The 26,581-nt window shown below is 39.9% G+C and carries 25 protein-coding genes and 2 pseudogenes; 15 read left to right on the forward strand and 12 right to left on the reverse strand.

Features of this window, described 5'->3' with window-relative positions:
• Positions 1-54: 54 nt before the first annotated feature.
• The gene (locus HWQ36_RS29995) at positions 55-1,098 is read right to left on the reverse strand and encodes a low specificity L-threonine aldolase (RefSeq protein ID WP_292709621.1); all 1,044 of its coding nucleotides are present in this window, start codon (positions 1,096-1,098) and stop codon (positions 55-57) included.
• Positions 1,099-1,724: 626 nt separating this feature from the next.
• On the opposite strand from HWQ36_RS29995, the gene HWQ36_RS30000 reads away from it, so the two are divergent.
• Both HWQ36_RS30000 and HWQ36_RS30005 read left to right on the forward strand, forming a co-directional pair.
• Positions 1,725-2,507, forward strand: a complete 783-nt coding sequence (locus HWQ36_RS30000) for an ABC transporter ATP-binding protein (RefSeq protein ID WP_292709623.1) — start codon at positions 1,725-1,727, stop codon at positions 2,505-2,507.
• Positions 2,508-2,693: 186 nt separating this feature from the next.
• Entirely contained in the window at positions 2,694-4,133 is a 1,440-nt protein-coding gene (locus HWQ36_RS30005; RefSeq protein WP_292709625.1) for an MlaD family protein, read from the forward strand.
• A gap of 131 nt (positions 4,134-4,264) precedes the next feature.
• Here HWQ36_RS30005 and arsS read toward each other — a convergent pair whose 3' ends face one another.
• From arsS to arsM, 3 genes are all read right to left on the reverse strand, one after another.
• The gene (arsS, locus tag HWQ36_RS30010; RefSeq protein WP_292709627.1) at positions 4,265-5,254 is read right to left on the reverse strand and encodes an arsenosugar biosynthesis radical SAM (seleno)protein ArsS; all 990 of its coding nucleotides are present in this window, start codon (positions 5,252-5,254) and stop codon (positions 4,265-4,267) included.
• A 43-nt stretch (positions 5,255-5,297) separates the two neighbouring features.
• Complete coding sequence (locus HWQ36_RS30015; protein ID WP_292709629.1) at positions 5,298-6,257, reverse strand: inorganic phosphate transporter; 960 nt, start codon at positions 6,255-6,257, stop codon at positions 5,298-5,300.
• A gap of 132 nt (positions 6,258-6,389) precedes the next feature.
• Positions 6,390-7,358 (reverse strand): arsenosugar biosynthesis arsenite methyltransferase ArsM, encoded by a 969-nt coding sequence (gene arsM / locus HWQ36_RS30020; protein WP_292709631.1) that lies wholly within the window; start codon positions 7,356-7,358, stop codon positions 6,390-6,392.
• A 20-nt stretch (positions 7,359-7,378) separates the two neighbouring features.
• Here arsM and HWQ36_RS30025 point away from each other — a divergent pair, with 20 nt between their 5' ends.
• The gene (locus HWQ36_RS30025) at positions 7,379-7,651 is read left to right on the forward strand and encodes a hypothetical protein (RefSeq protein WP_292709633.1); all 273 of its coding nucleotides are present in this window, start codon (positions 7,379-7,381) and stop codon (positions 7,649-7,651) included.
• A gap of 23 nt (positions 7,652-7,674) precedes the next feature.
• Here the strand turns inward: HWQ36_RS30025 and HWQ36_RS30030 are convergent, their stop codons facing one another.
• On the reverse strand, positions 7,675-8,349 hold the full coding sequence (locus HWQ36_RS30030) for a response regulator transcription factor (protein WP_292709635.1): 675 nt from the start codon (positions 8,347-8,349) through the stop codon (positions 7,675-7,677).
• 194 nt (positions 8,350-8,543) lie between these two features.
• Positions 8,544-8,831, reverse strand: coding sequence for a Mo-dependent nitrogenase C-terminal domain-containing protein (locus HWQ36_RS30035; RefSeq protein WP_292709637.1), 288 nt, complete (start codon positions 8,829-8,831; stop codon positions 8,544-8,546).
• A gap of 550 nt (positions 8,832-9,381) precedes the next feature.
• On the opposite strand from HWQ36_RS30035, the gene HWQ36_RS30040 reads away from it, so the two are divergent.
• A complete protein-coding gene (locus HWQ36_RS30040; protein ID WP_292709639.1) occupies positions 9,382-9,999 on the forward strand; it encodes a class I SAM-dependent methyltransferase in 618 nt (205 codons plus the stop codon).
• 109 nt (positions 10,000-10,108) lie between these two features.
• Here HWQ36_RS30040 and HWQ36_RS30045 read toward each other — a convergent pair whose 3' ends face one another.
• Positions 10,109-10,600: a GNAT family N-acetyltransferase gene (locus tag HWQ36_RS30045; RefSeq protein WP_292709641.1), complete on the reverse strand. Its 492-nt coding sequence runs from the start codon at positions 10,598-10,600 to the stop codon at positions 10,109-10,111.
• Positions 10,601-11,041: 441 nt separating this feature from the next.
• On the opposite strand from HWQ36_RS30045, the gene HWQ36_RS30050 reads away from it, so the two are divergent.
• The 7 genes and pseudogenes from HWQ36_RS30050 to HWQ36_RS30080 all read left to right on the forward strand — a co-directional run bounded on the left by HWQ36_RS30050 (position 11,042) and on the right by HWQ36_RS30080 (position 16,779).
• Entirely contained in the window at positions 11,042-11,236 is a 195-nt protein-coding gene (locus HWQ36_RS30050) for a hypothetical protein (protein WP_292709643.1), read from the forward strand.
• A 654-nt stretch (positions 11,237-11,890) separates the two neighbouring features.
• Entirely contained in the window at positions 11,891-12,220 is a 330-nt protein-coding gene (locus HWQ36_RS30055) for a hypothetical protein (RefSeq protein WP_292709645.1), read from the forward strand.
• Positions 12,221-12,275: 55 nt separating this feature from the next.
• Positions 12,276-12,824 (forward strand): GIY-YIG nuclease family protein, encoded by a 549-nt coding sequence (locus HWQ36_RS30060; protein WP_292709646.1) that lies wholly within the window; start codon positions 12,276-12,278, stop codon positions 12,822-12,824.
• A gap of 48 nt (positions 12,825-12,872) precedes the next feature.
• A complete protein-coding gene (locus tag HWQ36_RS30065) occupies positions 12,873-14,330 on the forward strand; it encodes a YARHG domain-containing protein (protein ID WP_292709647.1) in 1,458 nt (485 codons plus the stop codon).
• 639 nt (positions 14,331-14,969) lie between these two features.
• Complete coding sequence (locus HWQ36_RS30070; RefSeq protein ID WP_292709648.1) at positions 14,970-15,329, forward strand: Mo-dependent nitrogenase C-terminal domain-containing protein; 360 nt, start codon at positions 14,970-14,972, stop codon at positions 15,327-15,329.
• A gap of 21 nt (positions 15,330-15,350) precedes the next feature.
• Positions 15,351-15,624 (forward strand): annotated as a pseudogene (locus HWQ36_RS30075) (cupin domain-containing protein).
• A gap of 408 nt (positions 15,625-16,032) precedes the next feature.
• Positions 16,033-16,779: a creatininase family protein gene (locus tag HWQ36_RS30080; RefSeq protein WP_292709650.1), complete on the forward strand. Its 747-nt coding sequence runs from the start codon at positions 16,033-16,035 to the stop codon at positions 16,777-16,779.
• A 433-nt stretch (positions 16,780-17,212) separates the two neighbouring features.
• On the opposite strand, the gene HWQ36_RS30085 is transcribed toward HWQ36_RS30080, so the two are convergent.
• The 4 genes from HWQ36_RS30085 to HWQ36_RS30100 all read right to left on the reverse strand — a co-directional run bounded on the left by HWQ36_RS30085 (position 17,213) and on the right by HWQ36_RS30100 (position 19,821).
• Positions 17,213-17,815 (reverse strand): CPBP family intramembrane glutamic endopeptidase, encoded by a 603-nt coding sequence (locus HWQ36_RS30085; RefSeq protein WP_292709651.1) that lies wholly within the window; start codon positions 17,813-17,815, stop codon positions 17,213-17,215.
• Between the two features lie 137 nt (positions 17,816-17,952).
• Complete coding sequence (locus HWQ36_RS30090; RefSeq protein ID WP_292709652.1) at positions 17,953-19,035, reverse strand: DUF3326 domain-containing protein; 1,083 nt, start codon at positions 19,033-19,035, stop codon at positions 17,953-17,955.
• 137 nt (positions 19,036-19,172) lie between these two features.
• A complete protein-coding gene (locus HWQ36_RS30095; RefSeq protein ID WP_292709653.1) occupies positions 19,173-19,352 on the reverse strand; it encodes a hypothetical protein in 180 nt (59 codons plus the stop codon).
• 148 nt (positions 19,353-19,500) lie between these two features.
• Positions 19,501-19,821: a 2Fe-2S iron-sulfur cluster-binding protein gene (locus HWQ36_RS30100; RefSeq protein ID WP_292709655.1), complete on the reverse strand. Its 321-nt coding sequence runs from the start codon at positions 19,819-19,821 to the stop codon at positions 19,501-19,503.
• Between the two features lie 344 nt (positions 19,822-20,165).
• Here HWQ36_RS30100 and HWQ36_RS30105 point away from each other — a divergent pair.
• A pseudogene (locus HWQ36_RS30105) lies at positions 20,166-20,348 on the forward strand (hypothetical protein); the annotation flags it as partial.
• 207 nt (positions 20,349-20,555) lie between these two features.
• On the opposite strand, the gene HWQ36_RS30110 reads toward HWQ36_RS30105, so the two are convergent.
• Complete coding sequence (locus tag HWQ36_RS30110; RefSeq protein WP_292709657.1) at positions 20,556-20,774, reverse strand: hypothetical protein; 219 nt, start codon at positions 20,772-20,774, stop codon at positions 20,556-20,558.
• 191 nt (positions 20,775-20,965) lie between these two features.
• Here HWQ36_RS30110 and HWQ36_RS30115 point away from each other — a divergent pair, with 191 nt between their 5' ends.
• The 3 genes from HWQ36_RS30115 to HWQ36_RS30125 all read left to right on the forward strand — a co-directional run bounded on the left by HWQ36_RS30115 (position 20,966) and on the right by HWQ36_RS30125 (position 26,525).
• Positions 20,966-21,361 (forward strand): hypothetical protein, encoded by a 396-nt coding sequence (locus HWQ36_RS30115; RefSeq protein WP_292709659.1) that lies wholly within the window; start codon positions 20,966-20,968, stop codon positions 21,359-21,361.
• 1,435 nt (positions 21,362-22,796) lie between these two features.
• Entirely contained in the window at positions 22,797-25,457 is a 2,661-nt protein-coding gene (acnB, locus tag HWQ36_RS30120) for a bifunctional aconitate hydratase 2/2-methylisocitrate dehydratase (RefSeq protein ID WP_292709665.1), read from the forward strand.
• A 156-nt stretch (positions 25,458-25,613) separates the two neighbouring features.
• Positions 25,614-26,525, forward strand: coding sequence for a DUF262 domain-containing protein (locus tag HWQ36_RS30125; RefSeq protein ID WP_292709661.1), 912 nt, complete (start codon positions 25,614-25,616; stop codon positions 26,523-26,525).
• Positions 26,526-26,581 lie beyond the last annotated feature (56 nt).

Consider the following 26,581-nt stretch of genomic DNA (forward strand, 5'->3'; position numbering starts at 1 on the left):
GACACCCGACTTTTTAAATAAATCGGGTATCTGGATAATACGAATTTTTATCAATCAGATAGTTATGATTGCTTTTTTAATATCATCAATCAATTCATCAATCCTTGATTGTGTAGTATTCCAAGAACACATAAAACGTACTCCTCCTACACCGATAAATGTATAAAACTGCCAGTTTTTTACTTTTAAAGTGTGAATGACTTGTTCAGGTAATTTCACAAATACCGCGTTGGCTTCTCTGGGAAACATCAAGTCAACGCCTTCTATATTTAACAGTTGATTTTCTAAGTATTCAGCACATTGATTGGCATGTCTGGCATTTTTTAGCCAAGCACCAGTTTCTAATAACCCCAACCAGGGAGCAGAAATAAACCGCATTTTTGAAGCTAACTGACCTGCTTGCTTACATCGATAATCAAAATCTTCTGCTAACTCTTTGTTGAAGAAAAGAATTGCTTCACCTAATGCCATTCCATTCTTAGTACCACAAAAGCACAATACATCTACTCCAGTTTTCCAAGTAATTTCAGCAGGGCTTTTATTCATAGCGGCAACTGCATTTGCAAAACGAGCGCCATCCATGTGAATTTTTAAATTATACTTTTTCGCAACTTCTTTAATTTTTAGAAGTTCTTCAATAGAATATAAAGTTCCTAATTCAGTTGATTGGGTAATACTAATAACTTTAGGCTTGGGATAATGAATATCAGTACGTCTAGTGACAATTGCCTCTATCGATTCTGATGTCAACTTGCCATTTTTCCCTTGAGCTAATAAAAGTTTAGAACCATTAGAGGCAAATTCTGGTGCGCCACATTCATCTGTTTCTATATGAGATGTTTCATGGCAAATTACACTGTGATATGACTGACAAAGAGCAGCTAAAGATAAAGAATTTGCGGCTGTGCCATTAAAGGTAAAAAATACTTCACAATCAATTTCAAATAATTCACGAAAATAATCTGTTGCTTTTTGAGTCCATTCATCATTCCCATAAGCTGGAACACTACCTTGATTTGCCCTAATCGTATATTCCAGTGCTTCTGGACAAATACCAGAAGAATTATCACTTGCAAACTGTTCTAAGTTGCTACTCATAATCTCTACTTTTATTTTTCTTAGTAATTATTACAATATTAGTGAATAATTTTTATAGTTGCCAACTACAAGATTAATGAGAGATGTTATTAATCTCTCAAATTATCTAATAAGTCGGATATTTACAATAACTTTAGATGCTTATCAATTAAATATTTTTACAGCAATCGGAAATTGTTTGTAAACAACCATAAGCTAGCCTTTAAGATAAGTTAATAGTGTGAAAAATCTAATTTTCACAAATAAAATTACCATATCTTACATTAAACGGTTAATTATTTGTTGTTGTAGTTTTTATTTGAGTAGTTATAGCCTCTAATAGGATGAATATACTATTAAATGAATTTGCTAATTTCCACAGAAAACTGGAGCCTTAATTTCCCTTTACTGAGACGTTAAGTTACTACGGCGTATTCCTCAGCCTTGGGTTGAGGAGATTTTGGGACATCGAAAATGGCAAATAAGTAAATATTATGCTAAAAAAATAAAGTTTGCTAATTAGAATGCTAATCATATACTTATAATGTAGTATACAATGCCCTGCCAGTAGCTTGCTTCCTTGTAAGGGTACAAATTGGGGAACCCGCCCAAGCATCGGCTTACCAATGACTAATGACTAATAACTAATGACTGAACCATTGATTGAACTAAAAGGTGTTTCTAAGTCCTTTGGTAGCCATAAAGTTCTAGATAATGTAGACTTGACCATTTATCGGGGAGAAGCACTGGGGATTATTGGACCATCAGGGACTGGTAAATCAACAATTCTACGAGTAATGGCGGGGTTACTTGCTCCTGATGAAGGAGAAATTTATGTGCAAGGAGTGCTGCGGGACGGTTTGATTGAGGATGGTGGACAGCCAGTTGGCATTGGTATGGTGTTTCAACAGGCAGCGCTATTTGATTCGCTGACGGTGGAGGAGAATGTGGGATTTTTACTTTATCAAAATTCAAAGCTGCCGCGATCGCGCATTCGAGATTTGGTAAAAGAAAAATTGGAGATGGTAGGTTTGCCATCAATAAGCGACCTTTACCCAGCTGAACTTTCTGGGGGAATGCGAAAACGGGTCAGTTTTGCCCGTGCAATCATGTCTAACCCCGATAATCCCTCAGAAGGGCCAGATGTTCTACTATACGATGAACCAACAGCCGGACTTGATCCTATTGCCTCAACTGTAATCGAAGATTTAATCCGCTATTTGCAATGTTTACATGGTGTTTGTAGTACTTATGCTGTTGTTACCCACCAGGACAGCACTATCCGCCGTACAGCTGATAGACTTATATTTCTCTATGAAGGGAGAGTGCAGTGGCAGGGTACAGTTAGTGAGATATACAACACAGAAAATCCGTTGATCAAACAATTTATGAGTGGAAGTGTGAAAGGGCCGATTCAAATTGTCAGTTAGAAAGTGAAAAGTGAGGAGTTAGGAGAGACGCGATTAATCGCGTTTGTACAACAGTTAGGAGTTAAAAGTTAAGAATGAAGAGCGAGAGTTAAATTCAACTCATAACTCCCAACTTAATAATTCTCAACTTATAATTCCCAACTCATAATTCCTAACTCATAACTAATTATTGGGTGGAGGAAAAATATGCGAGGTCTTATGACAAGCCGCTTCGCGTCTGGGCGAACATTTAGAGAAGGCTCTGTGGGATTGTTGCTTCTGCTAGGAGTAGGAGTATTTGGGTTACTCTTTCTGTGGTTAAATAGATTTACTGCTGCTGGCCGCTCATACAAAATTATTGTGGAATTTGCTAACGCTGGCGGAATGCAAAAGGGAGCAATAGTTCGCTATCGAGGTGTTAAAGTAGGAACTATTTCTCAGGTTCTACCAAAAGCGAATGCTATTGATATAGAAATTGAAATTGCCCAAACTGACTTAATTATCCCCCGGAATGTCGTGGTGGAAGCTAATCAAAGTGGATTAATTAGCGAAAGCATTATCGACATTACACCAAAAACAACTTTACCTGCTGGGGTTGTACTTGGTAAACCCCTTGATAAAAGTTGCGATTCCAATCTCATTGTCTGTAATGGCTCTCACTTAAAAGGTCAGATTGGCATCAGTGTTGATGAATTAATTCGCAGTTCAACTGATTTAGCCTCATCATACAATAACCCCAAATTTTATAGAAATATCAATAGGGTTCTAGAAACTACCACAGGTGCAGCATCCAGTTTTACTGAGCTAAGTCAGGATTTACAAGGTTTGACTAAAAGCTTGCGACAACAATTAAATACATTTTCAGCTACTGCTAATTCAGTGCAACGAGCGACTAACCAACTTAATACATCCGCAAATCAAACAGTAAATAAATTCGGTGCAACTGCAACTCAAGCAAATCGTTTGCTCAACAACCTGGATAATCTGTTGACAACAAATCGTTCTTCGCTGGTTGGCGCTTTAAATAATATCACCGAAACCAGCAACCAACTACGTGTTACAGTCAGTAGCCTATCACCATCTGTCAATCGATTGACTCAAGGAGAATTAATCAACAATTTAGAAGCTCTTTCAGCAAATGCAGCGCAAGCCTCAGCTAATTTACGCGATGCTTCTAAAACCTTAAACGATCCCAAGAATGCGGTGCTGCTGCAACAAACTTTAGATTCAGCACGAGTAACCTTTGAAAATACCCAAAAAATTACATCTGATTTGGATGAATTGACAGGCGATCCTAATTTCCGAAAAAATTTGCGGCAATTGGTGAATGGTTTAAGTGGTTTAGTCTCTTCTACACAAGAGATGCAGCAACAAGTACAAGTTGCTACTACTCTAGATTCGGTAAAAGCTGCTGTGAGTAAATCAAATAATCTAATTCCCACTCCAGCACCAACCCAACAAGCAATATCTAATGACAAGTTGCTACCCGTCTATAGAGTTAATCCTTCACCTGCTAATTTTGAAAGTAGTGACATCAATCTTCAACCAACCCCCAGTTCATCCATCCCTAACTCATCCCAAGAAGTCTTGTTAAAACAGCTGCGGGAGTATGGTAAGCAACGGGAGCAACTGGAGACGGGAAAATAGGCAATAGACATCTCCATAAAAAAATCCGGTATGTGGGAAACTCAGCAATTCATGTTCTTGCCAGTTAGCTTTAATTGCGCCAACCTACTTGGCATTTTTAATACCGACAAGATGACTTTTCAAACATCCGATTAGAGCAAAGCACCACCACAACTAGAACCACACCCAGCAGTACAACCATAGCAATAAGCAGCAGTTTGGATCTCATTAATCACGTCTAGACTGCCAGCTTCTAGCAATTTGCTAACTGTTAAGCTTTCATCATTGTCAGTTTTTGCAGGCAAATTCATCATCTGGTTAAAGTCACAATCATATACATTTCCGAGATAGTCAATTGAAAGTTGATCGCGGCACATCAAATGTTCAACCGTGCCAGGATTAAAATTTGACTCTAAAAACTGTAAATAGCTACTGGACAGTTTTCTCCGTTCTAAATGTATTTTGGTTCTACCAACTGGAAGGTTGGTAATGGTGAAGAGGTTGTTAAAGACAATATTAAAATGTTCTTGTAAGAACATTTTGTAATCTTGTGATAGGTTGGTCTGTTCAGGAGCTAAAGAAAATTTTTCAGTAGTGGGTAACTGAGGATTAAATACCAAGTCTAAAATTAAATTTTCATCTTTACCATAGCCAAGTTGGTTAAGCCATTGTAAAGCTTTGACTGAACTATCAAAAACGCCAGAACCGCGCATTTTATCAACATTATCTGCTAAATAGCAGGGTAGGGAAGCCACAACTCTTATTTGGTGTTGAGCAAAATATTCTGGTAAATCAGCAAATCCATCTTCAAAATAAATAGTCAAATTAGACCGGACAATTACCTGCTTATCGGTTGCTCTTGCTGCTTCTACTAATGGCTTAAATCCATAATTCATTTCTGGTGCGCCACCAGTCAAATCCACAATTTGAATTTCGGGAAATTTATGGATTAGCGAAATCAATTGTTCGCAAACTTCAGGTGAAAGTTCTTCTATACGTTTTGGCCCAGCTTCGACATGACAGTGTGTGCATGCAAGGTTACAACGCTTACCTAGATTAATTTGTAAAACAGTTATCCCCTTTTTTGTCAAAGGGGAATTTAGTTTATTTTTAAATGGTGTAACTTTTGATTGAGTTTGCATTAGCTATTATTCCTTAAATATGGCAAAAATATATTCACTTTTTCTAACTTTGTAATAATCTGTAAATTATTCCACTAATAATTGCAGCAGTAGGTAAAGTTAAAATCCACGATAATAATATCTGATAAAAAACACGCATATTGGCTTTTTTTTCAGTCAAACCGACTCCAAAAATAGAACCAACTGAAACATGAGTAGTGGAAACAGGAAGTCCAAACAGACTAGCTGCAATGACTAGAATTCCAGTGACTATATTTGCTGATAAGCCTTGGGGATGATTCAATGAGGTAATTTTTTCACTCATGGTGATAGCAACTTTTTGGGAGTTGAGTAAACCGCCAAGTGCCATTGCGATCGCAATCGTGATCATTCCTCCCTGAACTGAAAAATACTCAATAACTAGAATGAGTGAGGAAATCTTGGGGGTATCATTTAATCCTCTTGCAAAACTCACAACTCCAGCGCTGAGAAAATGGCAAGTATCAATCATTTTCTGATTGACTGGTAGGTTCCATTTGGAATTGATATAGCCAGATAAGCTGTAAATTCCTGCTCCGAAGGGAATAGCAATGATCGGACTGAGAAATAAAGGCAAAACAAAGGAAGTTCCCAAAACTGCAAAATTAACTTTGAGTCCGATCGCAACTAATCCAGCGCCAACCAGCGCACCTGTTAGACTGTGAGTTGTGGAAATGGGAAACCCCATGAGGGTGGCTATTAGTACAGTTAAACCAGCTGCGATCGCAACTGCGATATGAAACTCTGGTGCATTAGCGATCGCATCAGGCAGTAGTCCTTTACCAGAGAAGTTTTTAATTAGCGTACTTGCTAAAAAAGTTGCGGTGACTGCACCACCAAAAGTTGTGAAAGTTGCCCACAAAATTGCTGTTTGATAGCTGCTGGTTCGGCTACCAAACAACGTTGCCACCCCTTTAAAGTTGTCATTGGCACCATTAGAATATGCTAAAAAAAGCGTAGCGATAAATAAACTAATTAACAACATTTTGGGGTTATAAAGGAAGAAGTCATAATCGAGAATTCAGAATCCAGAATGCAATGAGTGAAATATTCAAATTTTACATTCATTCCCCAGTCGCACAGAATTATTCTGACTCCTGAATTCTTTCTTAAGCAATTAACAGCAACCACCACCGCTATAGTGCCAGGTTGACTTGGTAACAATTATTTCTGCTGACTTGATAGCGGCAAGTTTAGCAGCAGTTTTATCACACACGGCTGCGGGAATACCTCGCTGGAGTAAATGTCCGGCTGAGTCGTCGAAGAAGGGTTCCGAGCCAGCATAAATTGCTGTTTTTCCCGTGAAAATACAAGCACCATCTTCTGGAATAGCAACTTTAAAAGAGACAGAATCCAGGCTTTCTAAAAGTAGGTGTTCGTCTAAATTATAAGTCTGGGAATCTAGTAAACGATAAGGACGACGAGCGCGAATTTCAACTTGACCAAAACCAGCATTTGTAATCCGTTCAGTATACTCTTGATATGTGAGTGCGCCTGATAAACACATAGCTCTGAGTCGTTCATCTTGTTGAAGATGTGCTGGAATTTGACTAGTGGCAATGGGATCGCTCATCTGCAAACGTCCGCCTGGTTTTAATACCCGATAGGCTTCTTTTAAAGCACGGTTTAAATCTTCTGGTTCAAAGATGTTGAAAAGGCAATTCTGCGCCACGATATCGACGCTAGCATCAGCAACGGGTAAGTTAAAAGCATCGCCTTCGCGGATTTCTACAAAACTCGTGTCAAACCACGGGTTTTCTTGAGCAGAAATTTCCAGATTGCGTGCGGCTGCTTCCCGCATGGCTCCAACCGGTTCAACGGCAATTACAGCACCTGCATAGCGGGAAAAATAAGCGAATTGCAACGCTTCTAAGCCGCCACCAACGCCGACATAAAGCACAGTAGGTTGCTTTCCTAGTTCGGTGGAGTGAACACTAGTGCCACAACCATAGTTCATTTCCTGCATAGCCAAAGGAATTTTCAACCCTGGTAGTTGCAGGGGTGTACTTTGCACACAACAAAGTCCAACTTGCGGGGTTTCGGCAACTTCGCGGTAGAATTGCGCTGCTGTTTCTAGATAGGTCATGCAATTTTGGATTTTGGATTTTGGATTATGACAGCTTTGTGCATCCTAATATAATTAACCCTAAGTTGGATGAGTTTTTACTCAGATTGCCAAAAATCCCAAAGCTTTCTAAAATAGAAAGCTTTGGGGTTTTACCGTTATTTGATACTGAAAGGAAGATGAGGGAGACAAGGGGGATGAGGGAGCTGAGAGACAAGGAGGACAAGGAGGACAAGGGGGAATTATTGAATAGTCTCTTCTTTGTCTCCCCCCTCTTCCTTGTCTCCCTTGTCTCTTCATTCATGCCCAATTAATTCCCAATTCCCAATTCCCAAATTCAATCATGCAATGTGTAACCGACACCACTCACAGTTTGAATGAGACACTTTTCGTTATTGGCTTCAAGTTTGAGACGCAGGTAGCGGATATGAAATTCGATGATGTTGGCATCGCCCATGAAGTCGTAAGCCCAAACTTCTTGTAAAATGCGATCGCAGGTAATTAACTGTCGTGGATGGGCCAGTAAATATTCCAGTAAATCAAATTCTTTAACAGTTAACTCAATTAACCTGCAATCTCGGTACACTTGGCGCGTGCGACGATTTAAACTCAGGTCTTCAAATTCTAAAACATCTGCGCCGTCTACTTGCCGATTTCTTCGCAGGTGAGCGCCAACTCTGGCTAATAATTCATCAACGCTGAAGGGTTTAACGAGGTAATCATCAGCACCAGCGTCTAAGCCTATAATGCGATCGCTTACTTCATCTTTAACAGTTAATAAGATTATGGGCAATTTATCACTAATACTTCGCAGGCGGTGGCAAATTTCTGACCCCGATAAGCCAGGCAACACCCAGTCTACAATTACTAAATCTAGATGTAACTCACGCGCTGCGGTGAGTGCAGTTAATCCATCGTAGGCAATACTGACTTGATAGCCTTCATAATTTAATTCTAATTCGACAAATCGCGCCAGTTTGACTTCATCTTCAACCAGTAAGATGTGCGTCATGATGATGTTAATGATTTCAGCAGGGTACGGTAAGCAACAATCCGGTCTGGAAACACTTTAGGGAGGTGTCAGCTACTTACATAGCCAAACATCTAAATTAGGTGTACGTTAGCTTAGTATAAACCTGAGTAAGTAACAACAGTATATTTGCAAATACCGATGGCTGCTTAATCAAAGAACGATCAAACTGACTATTAGCAGTAGGCTGTGACATCTTCACCGCATTCATCGGCAAGATAACAGAGCGCTTTAAAACGCAAACCAACTACTTCCTCGTATAGGGGATTTAATTTACACATCGGAGGAATGTGAAATAGCTTCCGACCAAACAGCTTGATATCTTGCTCAAAGGGACACTGGGCAGGAATAGCTTTGCACAAGAAATGAGCCAATTTGGAGTTATGAATTTCTATCGTTTCCAACCACTCGCGCACTGGGTGCAGTAAATCATTGTGTAACCGGACTTGAGTAAAACTTGTCATAATTTTTAACCTTAATAATTTCAAACTAGATTGAGTTTGTTGTATTTGAACCTCTATGAATACATACACTTAGGTTCTATAGTTTTATGCACTGATTCCTAGTTCGTTCGTTCTCTACAAAGATAGAATGAGTCTCTAGGTACACTGTAAACTACACATTCAAGGATCAAAATTCCTGATAATTTATTCCATTTCCAAAAACTTTTGCAACAAATGAATCGGCTAAGTAAGTTGGTAGAAATAAACCAAATTATGTTACGAAACGTAAATAGGCTTAAAGCCCTTACTAATGACCAATACTTCGACTTACCTCGACTTCGCTCGGCACAAGTCGCTCAGTACAAGTGACAAAGAACAAATGACAGCCTCCGCCAGTTAGCTTTAATTGCGCCAACCGACTTAAAGCTGTACCTCACTGGGTTGAGAACCGCTATATTGTGCCAAACGCTAGGCTAGATATGCCGGACTGCAAAACTAGAACCAAATTCTTGGAGGCGCAGCTAAACTTACCCTAAAAAAGCATCAAGCCTTAAGGAAGCTGCGAAAACTTATGACTGATAACTTCTTAAGTAACAAAAAGCTACTTTTTGACCGATGGGCACCAAGTTACGACTGGCTCTTTCCTTCAGTATTTTATCGAGCCGTTCACAAACGGTTGCTAGAGTACGTCGATTTACCAAAGCCAGCAAATGTACTTGATATCGGTTGTGGTACTGGGCGCTTACTTGAGCGCCTTGCTACTCAGTTTCCCGACCTGCAAGGCACTGGATTGGATTTCTCTGCTAATATGTTGCGGTTAGCAAGACAGAGCAACCACCACCGTCCACGTTTAATTTACATTGAGGGCAAAGCTGAGTCTCTTCCCTTTGCTGATGGTCAATTTGATGCTGTTTTCAGCACTATCAGCTTCTTGCACTATTTGGAACCTAAACAGGTAGTTAGTGAGATAGCACGGGTACTTTCTCCCGGTGGACGCTTCTACTTAGTTGACATTACTTCTACAAAAGAGACAGAACCTCAATTATTGCCACTCTCTCCTCGTGGAATTAGACTCTACAGCCCTAATCAACGTCAACTTCTTGGCTCTTCTGCGGGGCTATTGTGTTTGAATCACCACTATCTATTAGGGCCAGTCTTACTAACAATTTTTGCTAAACCTCCGATTTGACATAGGGAATAGGGAATGGGGAATGGGAGATAGTCAAAGATTGGAAACATCTTGTATCAAGCCTTGTTCTATATATCTTAATTACGAATTACGAATTACGAATTACGAATTACGAATTATCTCGATGTTCCATAAATACCACAGGAACTTTGAGCAGCCTTTTAGCTAATTGCGAAAATCTAAATTTATCGTTGAGCGTAGACAAGCCTGTTGTTCTAGGAAATTGTGGCAAGTCTTCAAAAGATATTGGCACAAAGTTAAAGCGACTATAAAACTGTGCCAATCGTTCACCTAAACATTCAAGATAAAGTGGTTGTGTTGCTGTATTAATCAAATGCTGCGTTAGCAAAGTACCCAAACCGCGACCTCTCCAAGCTGATGCAACGACTAAACTACCAAGTTCTTGTGCCCCTGAAAAATTACGTAGCTGTCCGCAAGCTACAAGATTATCACCGCATTCAATTACCCAAAATTGCTGCCAGTTTAATTGGGTTGGGTCGAGTTTCGCTGAGAATACCAGCAATCGAATCGACCACTTATCTGCAAAGGTTGCCTTGCGAAGAACACATCCAGATGGTAACGATGGATTGCTCTGGTTCATTAATTACACTTTGATAGTTGGGATCATAATCATCACACGATATTATTCACATATAGGACTCCTATTTGATTTTTGAACCAATTAAGTACCAATCGAAAAGGCTTATTCCCTACTCCCCACTCCCTACTCCCACCCTACGCAAGTGAGTTCAATAATCAAAGCGGATTAATATAGATCATTTGCCATTTTCTGTCAACTATCAATAAAGCTATTTTAAAAGCATCTCGGATATCAAATCTGTTCTCAGTTGTCCTTTAACGACAGCAAGCATTCTAAGGTTAGCAAATTCCATAGTTATAGATTTTTGTCATCATATATGAGTAGTACTAAACAATACTTCCGATAGAGGGACAATCAGCGATAACTAGATTCTGGATAGATGTACTCAAACTCTTAATCTTCTTAAGATAATCCTAAGAATAAATAATTAGGAATGTAATCATGGCTGAAAAACAAAAACCTGATAATCAAGAAACTACGCCTACTTCTTCTGGCGGCTACCAAACCCCCATCGACGAAAATATCCGCAAAACTGGTGATGCTGAAAAGAGTGATGCTAAACCCAGTGCTACACCAGAAGCACCAGGAGAGGATGGTATAGCAGGTAGCCCCAATCAGGGAACTGAGTCACGTTAATTGGTTTTAATTTTCCCAAGTTTGAATAATCTTCTTGGGTTTTTTTAGTAACCCCGATTTACTAAAGCTTGGGTGGATAATTGTGCTTTATATCACGATTATTCACTCATTTTTGTTGTGTGAGAACGTAGTGCGCTAAGTGTGTAGGTGCAGCCCCAATACTGCTCGGTTAAGGGACTTCCAAATAAAAAAATACTCAACTACTTATTGTGGGGCGGACATCTTGTCCACCCCACAAGATTGGATAATTTATTTCTTGTCAGTCCCAACAAAGCCCTGAAAATGTTGGGTTTCGTTCTTCAACCCAACCTACCTGGAGTAGTTTTGCATTTTGGCATTGTTATGTATTTTATTTTACCTCTTACTAAAAAAATGATTTTTATTCACTTAGTTAATGTTTATGCAAATCTATACGCTGTAGGGCAATTCGTGAATTACCCATAGGGTAAATCGAGGCTTTCACTGCTTTTTTGCGTACTGAAGTTTGTCAGCACAGTGTTAAGGAAAAATCACCTATCCCTGAAAATCTGCTAAACTTCATGATTCTTAATCATGCCAGCCTCCTCTAGTGGCTGACAGAAGTCCCACAATCCAATAGGCTGATCTTAAAGTGATGATTTTTCACTGAGTCGTTAAGAACTACGTATACAGAAAATGTCTCTTAAAATAGTCCAGAATTTTGATGGCAGTTTCACTCTTGAAGCACAAGCCCAAGAAACTTTATTCAATTTATTGACAAGCGATGCTTTCTTAAACCAAATTCGTCAACAATTGCAGTGTGAGCAAGTTAAATTTACAGAATTACTTTTCCAACCAGTTCCTTATAGCTTAACTACAACTAAAGGAATGCCAGCAGAATTTGAAAAGTATCATGAATCTGATGAATATGCCATTATCAATGTACCACCAAATTTCATGTTTAGTGCTAAAATTTTTAAACCCAGTCGTCTTTGTGCAATTTACCAAAAATTCGGTAATGGGTAATTTGAAAGATAGTTTTTCCATTCTGAAGGCAAATAGTAAGTTTAATATTTGATGTATGGCTCTTGAAACGAATCTTTCTTCCTTGGCTGCCCTGGAATACATTCATTACATTGATGATAGCGGTCAATTACCCGAACAATTTCAAGGTAAAATCGGGGTATATGCTATTTTTGACCAAGAAAAAGGGCTGCAATTTGTAGGATACTCTCGTGATGTTTATCTCAGCCTCAAGCAGCATTTAGTCCGTCAGCCACAGCAATGCTATTGGGTTAAAGTTCAAACTATTGAACGCCCTAGTCGCACAATTTTAGAAAATACTGAAAATGCTTGGATTGCTGAAAATGGCAGTGTACCTTGGGGAAATGGGGATAACAAGGAAAAATGGACTCATCCTATTGATGTCAAATTGATAATGACACCTGAAGAACAGGCAAAATATCAAAATCCAGCTAATGATGAATTAGCACAAATAAAAATTATTAAAAATGTGGCGCGAAGAGTAGAAGCAGAAATTTCAACGCAATTACTAGAAGTGCGTGGTTTGCAAATGCAAATTCGCTTCAATCCTAAATTGAAAGAAGAAGGTTTACTAGATTTGAAATGAAGGTTGTTTTGGGAAAACTATCTTTATGAATATCGCTTATAATCTTCCATGACAATACAGCTGCTGAACGATCGCTATCAAGTTATCCGCACACTGGGCGCTGGTGGGTTTGGTGAAACCTATCTAGCTGAAGATACCTATATGCCCTCAAAGCGCCGTTGTGTGGTTAAACAGCTAAGACCAATTCACAACAATCCCCAAATTTACCAGTTGGTGCAAGAGAGGTTTCAACGGGAAGCAGCTATTCTCGAAGAACTTGGTGGCGCAAATGACCAAATTCCAGCATTGTATGCCTATTTTTCCTCTGGCGGACAATTTTACTTAGTTCAGGAGTGGGTTGAAGGTGATACCCTAACTGGAAAAGTTCAAAAGCAGGGGCTATTTAGTGAAGGCGCTGTCCAGGAATTATTCATGAATTTATTACCCGTCCTGGATTATGTTCACTCTAAGCATATCGTTCACCGCGATATTAAACCGGATAACATCATTGTGCGTCATCGTGATGGTAAACCAGTGTTGATTGATTTTGGCGCTATCCGAGAGTCAATGGGAACCGTAGTAAATTCTCAAGGCAATCCTACCAGTTCGATTGTGATTGGTACACCTGGCTATATGCCGAGTGAACAAGCCGCAGGTAGGCCAGTTTATTCGAGTGATTTATACAGTTTAGGAATGACGATAATTTATTTACTCACTGGTAAACAGGCGCAACAACTAGAGACGGATTCACAGACGGGTGAAATTGTGTGGCGACAGTATGCGAGTCATGTTAGTCCAATCATAGCAGGAGCGATTGATAAAGCGATCGCATATCATCCGCGCGATCGCTACCCCACAGCTAGAGCAATGCTGGATACTTTGCAGAACATAGCAAATCCAATTCCACCAACGCAACCCATCTTGACTCAACCGACTATAGTTTCTGCACCGCCACCTCAGACATTGCCTGTCAAACCACAGCCTAATCCTCAAGGTAATAGTCAGAATAATATCCTTATGGGCAGTTTGATTGCAGGTGGGCTAATCGGTGCATCTGTGATTATTAGCCAGATATTAACAAAACCTACTCAATCTACAGCAGACAAAACGGTGTTACCTTCAGAAACACCGTCAACTGTCACAAGCCCCGTGATAAAAACTCCTAAATTTATCCCAACTACCCCATCTGTTCCTACTCAAATTACACCTGCCCCAACGACACCGCCAGTTGATACCACAGCTGTCAACACTTATTTATGGCTTTCCCAAAGACTTGTAACTGATGCAGATTTAGATGGTAAAGACGGTTTTGAACTAGATATTATGCGAAATTCGATTTTTGCTAGTCACGGCCGCGGTTTTGATACTCCTGAATTACAAAATTACTTTAATAACCAACCTTGGTATCGTCCTATATATTCACCACAAGCATTTCCATCTAAACTGCTGTCAAAATTAGAGCAACAGAATGTTGAGTATATCAACAAATATCAAGATCGTTATGGCTTGAGATATTTTAAGAAATAAGTTTAGGCATTTCAAAAATCAATCAAATATGAGTCTTATATGTTGGTAGGGGCCTACTAGTGTAAGCGGTTACACTCGATACATTTATTGCAAATACTCTTGTAAATGCTATAACTTCTAAGTATATTAGCTTGAACTTATCAAAGGATTTCGTGCTACTTATTAGATAATATTTAGGTTATCTAGTGTAACATACCAGACAGATTAATAGATATTTAATAGCCTAAAATCGCTAGATATTAGATGCTAGTCCTACCGAAGCCTATATGGGGTGAGAGCTAAACTGTTTTCTTCTACCCCAAATTCCATCTTTAGATACTAGGCCGTTTCAGAACCAGGCATTTATATTTAATATATAAAATTGCTATCTCGAAGATTAGGAATCCATAAGTTAAAGAAATGCCATTTTTATAATTTCTTTGTTATTTTGTATTTAACGGGACAGTTCTTCCCCATTTGGTGGGCTTAAATAACAATTAGTTAAACAATTTCCCTCCAAAGATGTATGTAAAATATTTGCATTGTGCTTACTTTTCTGCATAATCTCCAAGCATAATGCAAATTGACCTGACAGATTAGATGGTAATATTCCAATTCGGCAAATAGTTCATCTACACAAGGAAAACCTTGCCTACTACTATGCTTAAAATCAAGAATCAGCGTATTTTTTTGCCTGCTTTTATTCAACCTTTAGGACAAAATAATCAAGCAGATAGCAAGAAGGAATTAGCTAAACCTAAATTAGATTTATTGCAACCATTACGTCAATGGCTAGATGAGATTGAGATTCAGAATCGGAAATTAGCGAAATTTATTGCTAAACTGATTCCTGCTCAGTGTCCATTCGAGCGTGATATCAAGCTTTTTGGTCGCATAATAGGACACATTCCGCCAATGTGCAAACTTAATCCGCTTTATAACGAACTTGTCTACTTGCGTTTTCGCGCTTTGTGTTATTTAGTAGATCAGTGTGGAGAGGATATTCAATCCTACTGCTGAACATAACTAGAAAAACGCAACATGGAAATTCAAATTGAGCATCAGCCTAAGACTTGAACGCCTCAATGAGTTGGGTGTCTATAAATGGGATATTTGGATAAAGGAAGTCTCAAAATTCCCTTGGACTTATGATTCTCAAGAAACTTGCTACTTTTTGGAAGGCGATGTAGTTGTTACTCCTGATGGTAGACAACCAGTGCAAATGGGTAAAGGCGATTTGGTAATTTTTCCGACTGGAATGTCCTGCATCTGGGAAATTACAAGCGATGTGAAAAAGCATTATTACTTTGATTAATCACTAGTCAAGATTGATCCCCGTTCTTTTCTTGGCTATCCACAAAACCAACATCTCACAACACCTCATAAATTTAGATTTTTCTTATAGGGGGGGTCGCAACGAGTGTCGTAGGATAAAGTGGCATAATTGGTAAATTGCTTATATCCATATCTGTCAAAACTCGTTGCGATTTCATCCCCTAGATAATATTCATAAAAATAGATAGTCTCATTTCCTCCAAGTTTGGCAGAAAGTTGGTGGCAGATATCTAAAAATATGAAAGTCATTGATCCCCGACAATTTTTGCGAAGTCGGGGATATTATTATTGAAATTTATCATAGCGATCGCCACCACAGAAAATCTAGAGAGTTCATAATCAAGTTAGTGGGAGTTTAGCGAAGTTTTATTGAGGAAAATCATTAAAAATGTTACTGCATTTGAGTACTTGGCAAGAAGTCGAAGCTTATTTACAGCAGTCAAAGGGGATTATTTTCCCTATTGGTTCTACAGAACAACATGGGCCAACGGGGTTAATTGGTACTGATGCCATTTGTGCAGAAGCGATCGCAGCTGGTGTGGGTGATGCAACTCTAGCGATCATTGGCCCTACAATCAATGTGGGCATGGCACTGCATCATACTGCTTTTCCTGGCACAATCAGTCTGCGTCCCAGCACTTTAATTCAAGTAGTGCGAGATTATGTAACTTGTTTAGCCAAAGCTGGTTTTAGCAAGTTCTACTTTATCAACGGACACGGTGGTAATATCGCCACCCTCAAAGCGGCGTTCTCTGAAACTTATGCCCATTTAGAAGATTTGCAGATTGCCAATGCTCAACAGGTGCAGTGTCAAGTGGCAAACTGGTTTATGTGCGGTTCTGTATATAAGTTAGCTAAAGAGTTATATGGGGATCAAGAAGGTTCTCATGCAACGCCAAGTGAAGTAGCCCTCACCCAGTACGTTTATCCAGAGGCAATTAAGCAAGCACCTCTTTCACCAGAAGTTGCAAGCGGACACAGGATTTATAGTGCAGCTGACTTTCGAGTGCGTTATCCAGATGGACGCATGGGATCAAATCCTGGTTTAGCAACACCAGAACACGGGAAGCAATTTTATGATTTGGCGGTGAAAGAACTCAGCAATGGATATTTAGAATTTCTGAACGCAGAATAAAGGAGGCAGGAGGCAGAACAATACGGTTCGGTTAAGATCCCCCCGCCTGCGGCGACCCCCTTAAAAAGCAATACGCTTGGGTTAAGGCTAAAAACTAAAACTGGCGTAGGTTGGGTTGAGGAACGAAACCCAACATTATCAAGGCTTTGTTGGGTAACGCTTACGCTCAACCCAACCTACTATTCTTCTTAACTGAACCGTATTGCCTTAAAAAGCTACGGTGACACACATCTTTCTAGAAAACCAAAATCGTAGTAGATCCCCCTAAATCCACGCCACTTGCTTCATTTGGGGAGACCCCAAGACCGCAGTGGCTCCCCTTAAAAAGGGGGACTTTGAGAGCTTTTTAAGGGGGGTTGGGGAGATCTTCAGACATATTAAAACGTTAACCGAACCGTATTAGGGCTACGCTTACCCACTAATTCCTACAAGCTCAAAATTTATTTTTTAATTGCCGCAATTGCCACATTTTCCAGAAATAGCTAGAAATCCAATTGGTAATCATGTGAGCGACAATCGGCACTAATAGGTTGCCCGTAAGCAGGGCACTATATGCCAATATTATCCCGACAATTGTTGCCCAAATCACATAAGGCCATTGTTGAGAACCACTAAAATGCAAGATTCCAAAGCAAAAACTAGATACAATGACAGCCCCATGATCCAAGCCTAAAGCTGACAGCATTACACCGCGAAATAACAATTCTTCACTCAACCCCGGTAGTAAACCGAGCCAAATTAAGTCTGGTAAAGCTAAGGGCTTTAGTACTACTTCTAGATAATAATCTGCACTTTTTCGATAGGGAGTCCAAACGCGATAAGCTATGCCACTTAACGCGGTAATGACAAATCCCAATCCTACACCCAACAGCAAATCTTTCTCGTCCCACTTCCAGGAAAATAGGGAAAAATTACCAAAGTGCAACGACAGTTTAGCGACTATCAACAAAATGATTGCAGTCGCTCCCATCGCCCCAAGTACTTGGATGCGTGTCAGATATGGAATTTCTGGCTCTTGTTTTTGTTGTTCAACCACAGGTTTTTAGGGGAAGGGGCAGGGGGCAGGGAGCAGGGGGCAGGGGGCAGGGAGCAGGAGGAAGGGGGCAGGGGGCAGGGGGCAAATAGAACTCCTAACTCTTGTACAGACGCGATTAATCGCGTCTCTCATAACGATTAATCGCGTCTCTCATAACTTTTAATTACTGGCTGCAAAGGTGATAGTTTGCGACGGAGAGCGGAGGGGTTGATGCCTGCTTTGTGTGCTACTAATACGCCTACTGCTTCTAAATATGAGTTTACCTGTATAACTTTGATCCCCAACGGTTGAGGAGCAACTTTGATTAGAGTTTTATTTTCTTCTACTGTAATTATTTGGCATCGTCTTTGGCTTAAACTCAGTAAAGCACTGCTACCACAAGCATTTGCAGGTGCGATCGCAGCATCCACTTCATCTGCCCAAATATCTCCTTTATCTGATGCAATCGCTGCTTTTTCTATTATAAATTGTGGGGCACGACTTAATCCTACAAGGACGCACGGCAAAAAGGTATAACCCAATTCTTCGGCGGCGGAACGGGGAGACAAATCTGGTTGTGGAGGTTCGCTCAAAAGGGCGGGAGAATGGGCGCAAGGAATTTGAAAGGTTCGCACTAGCAAATGGCTAATTACGGCTTCTGCCCCCGCTAAAGGATCTACGCCTTCACCGTGGCGGTATTTCTGTACTGCCTCCTCATCCATATCATCGGGGAAACGGGCAACAACTGCGATCGCTTCAGCCCCCGCTTTTTTAATTAATATCTCAGCTGCCCTTAATAAGCTATCCGGGTTGCCAATTGTTCCCCAACTAGCTCCCGATGCTGTAGTCCGTAATTCTACATTTAATGGTGCATCTGTAATTACATAATCTGTTAAGGTCAATCCCAGAGTTGCTCTGACTGCATCGGCTGCTTGTATATGTCGTAGCCGTAACTCTGGCTCAATGCCTTGGTCTAAAAGCAAACCTACTTTGTTGCTGCGGACTGGGCGCAAACCCCACCATCCAGAGGCGAATTTGTCAAGCCCATAACCTTCAACATAGAAAGCGTTAGGGAGATTCCAGTACAAACTTGCGCCATTCAAGACATTGGGGTGAGTGATTAGGCGATCGCAAACCTGTGCTATAACTCTAGCAACAGGCAAAGCATCTCCTGCATAACCCCCAATGGCAGCCCCAACGCCAGTTGGTACAATTAAAATAGCTGTGTAGGGACGATTCATTTTAAGTTATGAGTGATGAATTTATGAATCAGAAGCCATCAACTCCTAACTCTGCTTATTTTGGATTTTGGATTTTGGATTTTAGATTTTTCCTTCAATCCAAAATCCAAAATTTAAAATCTAAAATTGAATGGCTTTTAACTCTTAACTGTAGTCACCACAGCTTCAACTGTCGCTTTTTGTTCCTCAACGTCCACAGAGGTAACAGCCCAACGGAGGGGTTCGCCTTGTTTCTTCAACTCTGTTTCAATTGCTTCTAGTAATTCTGACGGAGTTTCTTGGAAATCAATTTCTGCGGTAATAAAATGAGTTGTCATCTTAGTAAATCCTGTTGATTTGTAGTTTCTAGAATAGCTGATGTCAGTTGCGATGAAGTACTTATGTTATTTATCAGATTTGGGAATGTTCAGTGAACAGTTATTCAGTTATGAATAATCATCCGATATACTGATAACTGTTCACGGATTATTTGTCTTTGCCAAATTGTAACTGATAAACGATGTCTTCCTTTTCTGTCTCAAGTTTCAAATCAGAAAGGGGTTTCGCAACACAAAGTAATACGTAACCTTGCTTTTGTAAATCTGGACTAACGCCCATACCATCAGTTTGATCCACAGTTCCCTGAGAGATTTGACCGGCGCAAGTTGTACAAACACCAGCATTGCAAGAACTCGGCAGTTCCAAACCAGCAGCATCAGCAACTGATAAGATCGTTTCATCTTCGGGAACTTGCAAAGTATGAATTTTGCCTTGATGATTAATTTCTACGGTGTAAGTTTTGGACATATACAAAAGAAGCGTGATGCAACGGACAAACTTATTAGTTTATCTTAATTGGTTAAAAATATCCAGATGTTACTATAAAAATTTAGGTTAAAGAGTCATAGTTATAGCAACTAATTCTGAACATTTTGTAGGTTAGTAACATTATTTACTATACAATACACAAATAAATTAACGTGAGTTCGATGAACCTCTCCCTCCCAGCCTCCCTCTCCGAAACGGAAAGGGAGGAGCAATGAAAAATTAAGCTTTTTACTCCCCTCTCCGCTTCGGAGAGGGGTTGGGGGAGAGGTCAAATAAGACTTGTCGAACTCACGTTAAATTAGTTAAATTTGCTTATTATAAATATGCGCGATCGCGTTTCTTTAGAGGCTGTATCTGTAAGTCTACCTTTTGGCATTGGTTCGGTGGCTTGGAAAATTGAACTCACAGAACGCAAAGCCGCTTGGTCGCTTTATAGCTTATTTGGTACAACCAGCGAAGTTCTCAAAGCCCCCGGGTTTGATGTGGGTGCTTTTTGTGATTCAGTGGCAGAATTGCGATCGCTGTAAATCAACAATGTACACTATGTAGCGATGATTGCACTCACCAACAAACTTTGATCGTCAATGTTACAATGTTGAGTCTTAAGGTTACAACATTAAGTCTTAAGGCTAGAACATGAAGCCTTAAGGTTACAACATTAAGCCTTAAAGCTAGAACATGAAGACTTAAAGTTACAACATTAAGCCTTAAAGTTAAAGCGATCGCAGTTGACTCAAAGTAAAGGACTTGCGGTCAAATAGTCTACCAAAAGATCGGGCTTTTCTGCGAGAGGGTGCGCCAACGACTACGTTCAGCCCTCGAAACCCACGAGCGTTGATATCAGGTACTTTATTTTCATCCACATCCCTAAAAGTGCGATGTCTACGACGGTCACTGAGCGAAGTCGAAGTGCGGGCTATGCCTACGCTCACACAACAACATTGTAGTTTTCGTGCAACTTAAACATAATATTATTTTGCTGAAAATGCCTTTGGTGATTAAATTCCGAGAAATCACGGGTATAGATAAAATGTTTTGCTAAAAAAAATGCGCTTTTTGCTGAACCAGAATACAGGTTAATTAAGAGAAAATAGCTCTGTAAAGCTCTTAAAAGTGTAAAATTATGACTCGAAGAAAACGTAGTTCCCGGATTTTAGAAAAAGCTGAGTTTAGAGTTGCCGGACTGAAAGCTATCGATCCAAATATCAATTTTAATGATACTTACAACTTGCAAAATCTGACTCAATTAATAGACAATTTTCACAATATGCTTGATGATTATAACGCTGCTATAGCTATGATTGACTCTTCTAGAAAAAAGCTGGATGAGATGGAAAAAACCTTAAGTCAGGTTTCAGACAAAATGCTGATGGGGGTTGGTTTCAAGTACGGCAAAAACAGCAATGAATATGAATTGGCAGGTGGCGTTCGAGACAGCGAACGTATCCGTAAAAGCAGATTGACACGCTTGAAATCGAACACAGATAAAACATCAGATGAAAATGCAATAACCGCCTAGTACCGTTGCACGGAAGTTTAAGCGAGTTAAGTTAAGTGCATTTTGGGCGAGGCATTCAAGATGTCTAGATCCCCGACTTCTTAAAGAAGTCGGGGATCTATTATTTCATGAATGATTCAGGATTGGTATATAATAAAACTTTGCATTAACTCAGGAAACACATTGCCAATCTTACCAATAAGCTACGATAGATTCTATAGTTTCTCTACGGTCACGAGCAGAGGGCAGGAATCAGAATTCCCTTCTGCCTTTCTTGATAAATTAGAATAGTATTCTCCTTTAAATTTAAAACGAGTTTATTTATAGGATAAATGTTTTTGACAAATTTAAATAGAGGACATTTTTATGATTGAACACCAGCTTGAATTTCTTAAGCAAATAGTATCTATTTTAATGGGTTTATCTATTACATATACAGTCCAGTCATTCCTGGAGAAATATATACAGACTAAAAGTGGTGCTAATTTTCAGCAATATTCAATATTTATTTTGCTCTTATTTAATATAATACGTTTTTACTACGGTAATTGGATGTATATATCAAAAGAACTTCGTTCGTCGGCATTTGCTCCGAGACCTCAACGAAAATTCTCACCATTTTTGATAAGTTTTTTTATATTCATAATACAGAGCGTCATATTTTCAATGTTGAGTTTACAAAAATATGATAATTTTTTCTATTTCTTTGCCTCAGTTCTTTTTGTAGATGCTTTGGGATTTGCTATTTTAAATAGCCTCAAACATAGTAATGATAGTAATACAAGAACAGACAGAATAGAAAGAATGTGGACATGGAATAATACATTAGCAGTAGTTTTATTATTGGTAGTGTTTCTTTTATTCAAAAATAGTAATAACTTCTTTATATATTGCTTTATCATTAGTATCATTAATACGGTCATTGGTTGTTATTTAAATTTTAAAAATTTTTTCTAGCTCAAAATTGGATAGCTCCTGAGAAACTCTTTGCTGTAAGCAACCCTAAAATTAGTTTACAACTTGCGCGAAAACTTGGTTAAACCAACAATAAGGATATAGGCATTTTCAATCCAGTGAAATACAGGTATGGAAATAGACCTAACCCCCTTTCCGAAGCGAGAAGGGGAAAAAATTCAAAGCCTCTCTCCGAAAAGGCAATGTAAGTGAGTTAAAGATTGTACCTCACTCGATCGAGAATTGCTATAAATAATTAATAGATTAATTAATTTATAATCCAGTCGGATTTTACAGCTACACTAAACAGGGTTGCTCGTACTTTATGAAAGTTTAAAGATATTTGGTTGACGAAAACTAAACTTTCAGTATAAAAAAGATTTGCAAACAACCGATTACCAGTAATGCTTTCATCATAAAAGTAAGCTAAACTTTTATAGCCAAATATTGCCTAAAAATATTTCATAATTAAAGGGAGAACATCCCAATGGAGAACACAAGAATGCTAGAACAATACCGTAAGCATGTTGCGGAACGCGCCCAACTCGGTATTCCCCCTTTACCATTGGATGCGAAGCAAACCTCAGAATTATGTGAATTACTGAAAAATCCGCCAAAGGGTCAAGAGGAGATATTATTACATCTATTAAGCGATCGCGTTTCTCCTGGTGTTGATCCAGCAGCTTATGTCAAAGCTGGATTTCTCACCGCCATTGCTAAGGAGGAAATCACTAGTCCACTGATTGCGCCCATCGAAGCAGTGCAATTGCTGGGCACAATGATAGGTGGTTACAACGTGCAATCTTTAATCGATTTGCTGCAATTGCCCACCGTATCCCTCTCAGACTCATCCGAAACACCTCTGGTAATGGGTGGACAAGGAAAGGAACCCATCGCCGCCTATGCCGCCAACGCCTTAAGCAAAATCCTCTTGGTGTACGATGCCTTCCACGATGTTTTAGAGTTGTCTAAAACTAATCCTTTCGCCAAGCGGGTGATAGACTCTTGGGCGGAAGCTGAATGGTTTACCCTTCGCCCCACAGTTCCAGAAGCGATTACTGTCACCGTTTTTAAAGTTCCTGGCGAAACCAACACCGACGATTTATCCCCTGCCCAAAGCGCCACAACTCGCCCAGATATTCCTTTACACGCCTTAGTGATGTTAGAGTCACGGCAACCGGGAAGCTTGGCAACCATTGCTGAGTTGAAGCAAAAAGGGCATCCCGTAGCTTACGTGGGCGATGTAGTTGGTACTGGTTCCTCGCGTAAATCTGCCATCAACTCCGTATTGTGGCATACAGGAAATAATATCCCTTTTGTGCCAAACAAACGCGCTGGGGGTTATGTTTTAGGTGGTGCGATCGCGCCAATCTTCTTTAACACAGCAGAAGATGCCGGTGCTTTGCCTATTCAGTGCGATGTCACCAAACTAGAAACCGGCATGGTAATTACCATCCATCCCTACAAAGGCGAAATTACAAACGAAGCAGGCGAAGTCATTTCCACCTTTGACCTCAAACCTGATACCATCCTCGATGAAGTCCGCGCAGGTGGACGCATCCCCCTACTTATCGGCCGTACCCTCACCGACAAAACTCGTCTTGCACTCGGTTTAGAACCCAGCACCGTTTTCACCCGTCCCCAGCAAGCCTTTGATACAGGTAAAGGCTACACCTTGGCACAGAAAATGGTAGGTAAAGCTTGCGGATTACCTGGTGTGCGTCCCGGCACATCCTGCGAACCCATTATTACCACCGTTGGTTCCCAAGATACCACAGGCCCCATGACCCGCGACGAATTGACAGAACTCGCCTGTCTTGGTTTCAGTGCAGACTTAGTTATCCAAAGTTTCTGCCACACAGCTGCTTATCCCAAACCAGTAGACATCAAAACCCATCACGAACTCCCCGATTTCTTTGCCTCTCGTGGCGGTGTCGCCCTCCGTCCCGGTGATGGTATCATCCACTCTTGGTTAAATCGGATGCTGCTACCCGACACCGTAGGAACTGGCGGCGACTCACACACCCGCTTCCCCTTGGGTATTTCCTTCCCCGCCGGTTCGGGATTAGTGGCCTTTGCAGCCGCCTTGGGTGTCATGCCTTTAGATATGCCAGAGTCAGTATTGGTAAGATTTAAAGGTGAATTGCAACCAGGTATCACCCTGCGCGATGTCGTAAATGCCATACCCTACGTGGCAATTCAAAAAGGTTTGTTGACAGCAGAGAAACAGAATAAGAAAAACGTTTTCTCTGGGCGAATTCTGGAAATAGAAGGTTTACCAGATTTAAAAGTTGAACAAGCCTTTGAACTCACTGATGCTAGCGCCGAACGTTCTTGTGCCGGATGCACAATTAAGCTGAGTGTAGAGACAATTTCGGAATATCTGCGTTCTAACGTAGCGCTGCTAAAAAATATGATAGCACGGGGCTATCACGATCCGCGTACCATGCTGCGCCGTGTGGCAAAAATGGAAGAATGGTTAGCAAATCCCGTGTTATTAGAAGGCGATGCTGATGCCGAATATGCCGAAATAATTGAAATTGATTTAAACGAAATCAAAGAACCAATTGTTGCTGCTCCCAATGACCCTGATAATGTTAAATTATTATCGGAAGTTGCTAACGATCCAGTGCAAGAAGTATTCGTCGGTTCTTGTATGACGAATATCGGTCATTATCGCGCAACAGCGAAAGTTTTAGAAGGTGCAGGTGAAGTAAAAACTCGCCTGTGGATAGCACCACCAACGCGCATGGATGAACACCAATTAAAAGAAGAAGGTGTATACAGCGTTTTTGGGGCTGCGGGTGCTAGAACAGAAATGCCCGGATGCAGTTTGTGCATGGGTAATCAAGCGCGAGTTGCTGATGGCACAACGGTATTTTCTACCTCTACCCGCAACTTCAATAATCGCATGGGTAAAGATGCGCGAGTGTATCTTGGTTCAGCAGAGTTAGCCGCAGTTTGTGCGCTGCTGGGACGGCTGCCGACAGTGCAGGAATATTTGGATATTGTGGCGAGTAGAATTCATCCTTTTGCAGATGATTTGTATCGCTATTTGAACTTTGATCAAATCGCCGGTTTTGAGGATGAAGGGCGTGTGATTGCGTTGGAAGATATGCCGAGGCTTGAGGATATTTTGGGTATGCCGACTGTGGCGAGGTAGGTAATAATTAACATGAAATGCCCCAGATTTTGATCTGTGGCTACATTAAAAAGCCCGCTAATGTGGGCTTTTTAATGTAAATCCCTCACATTGAAGTCTTTGATAATACAAAAAATTAGTTATTATCGTATATGATACATAAAGCAAATAACAAGCATGAAAGCATCAGAAACAACTCTCCGTAACTTACTAGAAGGTGGTAAACAGTTTCAAATACCTCTTTTTCAGCGACCATACTCTTGGAAAAAAGAAAACTGGGAGACTATGTGGGAAGATTTGATGAGTCTTTATAATGATGATGAAAAAGGTTTTTATTTTCTTGGGCCTATAGTAACCCAAGCTAAACTTGGAACTGCTGATGGTATAAGTCGATATATTGTTATAGACGGACAACAACGTTTTACAACTCTTAGCATTCTTTTGGCGGCATTAAGAAACTATCTCAAGAAATCTGACAAACAAATAGCAGAACAGATACATGAATTTTTTTTGATAAATAAGTATCAAAAGAATGATGATTTTTATAAAGTGTTGCCTACTCAGGATGACTGCGACGCATATAAAAGCATTATCGATAGTAAGATAGCTAAGGGTAAAAATAAAGAATTACAATCAGGAGCAATACATGAAGCTTATAAATTTTTTGATGGCAAGCTGAAGAAGCCTTTTGCAGATGATGATATTTTGTTAGATTTTGCAAAATTTAAAAATATTATTTTAGAACGTTTAGTATTAGTAAATATTACTTCTGATAACAACGATAATCCATATCTTATTTTTGAGAGTTTGAACAATAAAGGAGAAGAATTAACCCAAGCAGATTTAGTTCGTAACTATATTAACTATATATTTATGAAGTTACCTTCTGAAGAGAGAGATGAAGTTTATAACAGCGAGTGGTTGCCTCTTCAAGAAAGTTTTAAATTAAACATGAAGCAAAAAGAATATGCAGACGAACTAACTAAGGCATTTTGGTTTTATTTGCGTAAAGATGGAGAGGCAGTTAATGAAAAAGCCGTTTATAAATCAATTAAACAACCAGGGTTAGCGCGTCTCAAACCCTATTGACAGAGGGATTATGGCAGAGGGTCTGAGTTTGGGAGAGCCGCAGCCAAAACAGAAAC

It is taken from the genome of Nostoc sp. NMS2 (genome assembly GCF_017115105.1).
GTDB lineage: Bacteria > Cyanobacteriota > Cyanobacteriia > Cyanobacteriales > Nostocaceae > Nostoc.